Source organism: Paenarthrobacter sp. NPDC089988 (genome assembly GCF_044748465.1).
GTDB lineage: Bacteria > Actinomycetota > Actinomycetes > Actinomycetales > Micrococcaceae > Arthrobacter.
This window is the reverse complement of record NZ_JBIVGD010000041.1, coordinates 1-4,500: the sequence shown is the minus strand read 5'-3', so window position 1 is coordinate 4,500 and position 4,500 is coordinate 1. Positions and strand designations below refer to the sequence as shown.

Sequence of the window (4,500 nt, the reverse complement as noted above, 5' to 3'; positions counted from 1 at the left end):
CCCCCGTGGAGCACGAACTGCTGCTCACCACGGACCAACCTCAGCCGGCACAAGCCGCCTGACCAACTGTCCACAACTTGCGGGCAACCCCACTCCCAACCCGATCCTCTCTCACCGAACCGCCCTCCCAACCCGACGCTCTCTCACCGAACCCCCGTTTTGGGAGATCCCTCTCTCACGAAATCACCCTTTCCGGAGAGCCCTCTCTCACCTGACTGAACAACATTTGTAACGCCCGCTCGCGCAATGTGAGCGGGCGTTCATGTTAGTTGACTAAACGTGACAAAACCCCCAGGACATTAGTTAATGGAGCCATGGTCTCAACCTCGCCCAAGCGCCATGCCGTAGTCGTCGAAGATGACGAAGACATCCGTGGCCTCCTCGTGGTGGTCCTCGAACAACTCGACTTCATCGTCACTGAAGCCCAGGACGGATTGACCGGCGTCGAGGCCGTGAAAAACACCAACGCCGAGCTGATCACCTTGGACATCAACCTCCCGGACATCGACGGCATGGAAGTGTGCCGCCGGGTCCGTGAATTCTCCGACGCCTACGTCCTGATGCTCACCGCACGCGCGGACGAGTTGGACCGGCTCACGGGCCTGGATACCGGCGCCGACGACTACCTCACCAAACCCTTCAGCCCCAAGGAACTCCAAGCCCGCATAAGGGCCCTCTTCCGCCGGGCACGCACGCCAGCGCAGCCCACGGAGGACCCGCGCCAAAGCGACGAACTGGCGCGCGCCGCCGTCGTGCAGAAGAGCCTCCTGCCGCAGGAGAAGGTGCGGCTGGATGATTACGACGTCGCTGGCGCCTTCCGCCCGTCGCGCAGCGTGGGCGGGGACTTCTACGACTGGTACCAGACCGCCGACGGCATGCACCTCACCTTCGCCGACGCCATGGGCAAAGGCATGGGCGCAGCACTCATCGCCGCTACGGTGCGCGCTGTGATGCGCTCCGTGGCGGACAACCCCGCGATCGATTCGGCCTTCGCCTCCGCGGGTGCCACGATCGCCTCCGACCTGGACCAGTCGGGATCGTTCGTGACCATGTTCCACGCGCGGCTGGACAGCGCTTCCGGCCGGCTCAGCTATATCGACGCCGGTCATGGACTTGGGCTGCACATCCCCGCCCAGGGTGCCGCCCGCCGCTTGGTTTCAGCGGGTCCGCCTGTGGGAATCCTCGAAGACGAGGTCTGGCCCGCAGCCGAACTGAACCTGGAGCCAGGCGACTCGCTGGTAATTGTCAGTGACGGAATCCTGGACGCCCATGTGTCGCTGGAGGACTTCATCCGGAACGTGGAGAAGGCAACCCGCAACGAGGGGACTTCAGAGCAAATCTGTGCCGCACTTCTGGAACTGGCACCGGCCGCCACGGCGGAAGACGACGTCACCGCCGTCGTGGTTCGACGGAAACCAACCGGACAGTAAACCACCAAAGGGGGATCGTGACTCGTTTCTGGACTCGTTTGATCGTTCTCCTCACCGTCATTCTCGGCGTGAACTACGTTGCCTGGCGGTGGCTGGCCTCGCTGAATTGGGAGGCCTGGTGGATCGCCGTTCCGCTGGTCATCGCGGAGACGTACAGCCTCATTGACGTGATGCTGTTCGGGCTGACGGTGTGGAACCTCAAGATCCGCAAGCCGCCTCCCCCCGCCCCGGCCGATGCCACCGTGGACGTTTTCATCACCACGTACAACGAGCCGTTCGACCTGGTGATGACCACGGCGTTGGCTGCCAAGGAGATCCGCTGGCCGCACAGCACCTGGATCCTCGACGACGGCAACCGGCCAGAGATGCGCAAACTCGCCGAAGCCAACGGGATCGGTTACGTCACCCGCACCGCCGATTGGACGCCCGACATGCCGCGGCACGCCAAAGCCGGGAACCTTAACAACGCGCTCATGCTCACCTCGGGCGAGTACCTGCTGATCCTCGACGCCGACCAGATCCCCGAGCCGGACATCCTGGACAAAACGCTGGGCTACTTCAACGACGACCGCGTGGCGTTGGTCCAGACACCCCAGTACTTCATCAACGTCCCAGCCGACGATCCGCTGGGCAGCCAGGCTCCCCTGTTCTACGGACCCATCCAGCAAGGCAAGGACGGCTGGAACGCGGCCTTCTTCTGCGGCTCCAACGCGATCCTGCGCCGCGAAGCCCTCATGCAACTTGGCCTGGTGGGCTACGTGAAAGCCACCGAGAAGAGCATCAGGCGTGCCCTGGCTGCATCCAAGCAGGCCATCAAGAAGGCCCGCCGCTCTCCCGAGGCCGAAAACCCGTTGGTGGAGCAGATGCTGAACGAGGTTGAGGCCGCCACCAACACCGCCCATCAGGAACTCGAAGCCCACGTCTCCCTCAGCGAGATCACGTACCGCGTGCGCCGCAAAGTTGACGAGGCCGTACGAACCCTCGTTGCCGCGGACTTCTCTGCGTTGCAGGCCGACCTTGAGGAAATCGCCGCGATGGAACTCGCGCACGTCGGCGAAGGCGGCGTAACCACGGTGGCGAGTGACGCCGTCGACCGCATGTCTGGACGCGAGTGGTCACCGCTCGGCGCGCTGGAATCCGTCCACGCGGTCCTCGACGCCATCTCCGTGGAACGCACCGACGAAGCTCAGCCCATCATGCCGCTCGCCACCATCTCCGTCACCGAGGACATGGCCACGGCAATGCGCTTGCACGGACTGGGCTGGAAGAGCGTGTACCACCACGAAGTCCTGGCGAACGGTTTGGCACCCGAGGACATCCAAACCATGATGACGCAGCGCCTCCGCTGGGCCCAGGGCACCATGCAGGTTCTCCTGCGCGAAAACCCGCTGGTACAACCCGGGCTCGCTTGGGGCCAGCGGCTCATGTACTTCTCCACCATGTGGACCTACCTGAGCGGGTTCGCCGCCGTCGTGTACTTCGCCGCGCCCATCATTTATCTCACCCTGGGCATCCTCCCCGTGACCAGCCTCAGCTTCGACTTCTTCGTCCGCTTCATCCCGTTCATGGTGGTGAACCAGTTGCTGTTCCTCGTAGCCGGCCACGGCATCCCCACGTGGCGCGGCCAGCAGTACAGCCTCGCACTGTTCCCCACCTGGATCGAATCATGCACGACGGCGGCACGCAACGTATGGTTCGGCCGTCCCCTTGGGTTCGCGGTCACCCCAAAGTCCCGCCAGAGCGGCGGGCCGAAGTGGAGCCTCATCAGGCCCCAGATCACTGTCGCTGTCCTGCTGACGTGTGCAGCTGGAATCGGCATTGCCCACCTCCTGGCCGGTGACGCGGAGCCCCTCGGGACGCTGGTCAACGTCGCGTGGGTCGTCTTCGACCTGGTGGTCCTCAGCGTGCTGGCGAAGGCGGTTTTGTACAAGGGATTCATCCCTGAAGAAGATGTTGATGGTTCTGAACGGTCCGAAGAGAGGAACGCCCATGCAGTTTAGCTACGAAGTCAAGGACAGCTACGCCGAAGTGAAAGGTGTTGGCCGATTGAACATGGTGGCTGCACCAAAGCTCCGCGAAGTGGTGAACGAGGTGGTGGCCGGAGGTTCCAGCCGTGTGGTGGTCAACCTGGCCGAAACGGACTTCATGGACTCGTCAGGACTTGGTGCCCTCATCGGTTGCCTCAAGGCCGCACGCCAGGCTGGTGGCGACCTGCGAATCGCCGGCGTCCAGCCCCAGGTGAAGATGGTGCTGGAGCTGACCAACATGGACCGGGTCCTCACGGCGTACCCCACCGCCGAGGAAGCGTTCGGCAATGACTGACGTCATTGCCCGCCGGGGCTTCCACGGTCCGTCCAACGACGATGCGATCGAGGCTATCCATATCGAACTCGATGCCCTGTGGGACGACGCGTCCTTCGTGCCGGATATGGACCGGATGACGTTCGCTACCGCCGTGATCGAATCGGCCGCGAACATTGTGCAACACGCCGAGCCCGTGGCCGAGGAGCCCGTCGAGATCGACGTGGAGATCGGGGTATGGCCGGCCCGGCTGGTTGCCCGGGTCAGCGCCCATCATGCCCGCGAACCGTTCGCCGACGACGTGCAGGCCTCCATGCCGGATTCGGAGGCGGAATCAGGACGTGGGCTCGCGCTCATCGAGGCCCTGGTGACCACGGTGACGTTCGAACGCCAGGACGGCACCAACACCTGGATCCTGACCCGCAACACCTGAAGCCCTCCAGCCTGGCGTGAGGCACCGTCCCCAAATAAAGGCGATTCGGTGAGAGACCGTCGAGAAATAAGGGCGATTCGGTGAGAGACCGTCCGTCCCCTACCGACGCTCTCTCACCGAACCGCCCCTTCCCACCAACCCTCTCTCACCGAACCGCCCCTTCCCACCAACCCTCTCTCACCGAACCGCCCCTTTCCGCCAACCCTCTCTCACCGAACCGCCCTTTCACGGAAACCCCCTCGTGGGGTTAGCCTCTGTTGGTGGACACCTGAAGTAGCGGGATCCTGGGATTCTGCGGGAAGGTGTTCTTGTGAGCACGACACGACGTAAATTCAC

The 4,500-nt window shown here is 63.5% G+C and carries 4 protein-coding genes; all 4 read left to right on the top strand.

The genetic code is table 11. The annotated features are described in order from the left end of the window. Positions 1 to 314 precede the first annotated feature (314 nt). The 4 genes from ACIPV6_RS23550 to ACIPV6_RS23535 are packed head-to-tail and all read left to right on the top strand — an operon-like array spanning position 315 to position 4,164. On the top strand, positions 315 to 1,430 hold the full coding sequence (locus tag ACIPV6_RS23550; RefSeq protein WP_400273216.1) for a PP2C family protein-serine/threonine phosphatase: 1,116 nt from the start codon (positions 315 to 317) through the stop codon (positions 1,428 to 1,430). 17 nt (positions 1,431 to 1,447) lie between these two features. Continuing rightward, positions 1,448 to 3,430 carry a glycosyltransferase family 2 protein gene (locus ACIPV6_RS23545; protein WP_400273215.1) on the top strand — a complete coding sequence of 661 codons (1,983 nt, stop codon included), beginning with the start codon at positions 1,448 to 1,450 and terminating at the stop codon, positions 3,428 to 3,430. Next, on the top strand, positions 3,420 to 3,752 hold the full coding sequence (locus ACIPV6_RS23540; protein WP_400273214.1) for an STAS domain-containing protein: 333 nt from the start codon (positions 3,420 to 3,422) through the stop codon (positions 3,750 to 3,752). The genes ACIPV6_RS23545 and ACIPV6_RS23540 overlap by 11 nt, the downstream gene beginning before the upstream one ends. Then, positions 3,745 to 4,164, top strand: a complete 420-nt coding sequence (locus ACIPV6_RS23535) for an ATP-binding protein (RefSeq protein WP_400273213.1) — start codon at positions 3,745 to 3,747, stop codon at positions 4,162 to 4,164. Before ACIPV6_RS23540 ends, ACIPV6_RS23535 begins: the two co-directional genes overlap by 8 nt. The last annotated feature ends 336 nt before the right edge of the window (positions 4,165 to 4,500 follow it).

Bases quoted from the DNA above. Each gene is read 5' to 3' on its own strand.
- ACIPV6_RS23550 (WP_400273216.1), top strand. From the start codon at position 315: ATGGTCTCAACCTCGCCCAAGCGCCATGCCGTAGTCGTCGAAGATGAC.
- ACIPV6_RS23540 (WP_400273214.1), top strand. From the start codon at position 3,420: ATGCAGTTTAGCTACGAAGTCAAGGACAGCTACGCCGAAGTGAAAGGT.
- ACIPV6_RS23535 (WP_400273213.1), top strand. From the start codon at position 3,745: ATGACTGACGTCATTGCCCGCCGGGGCTTCCACGGTCCGTCCAACGAC.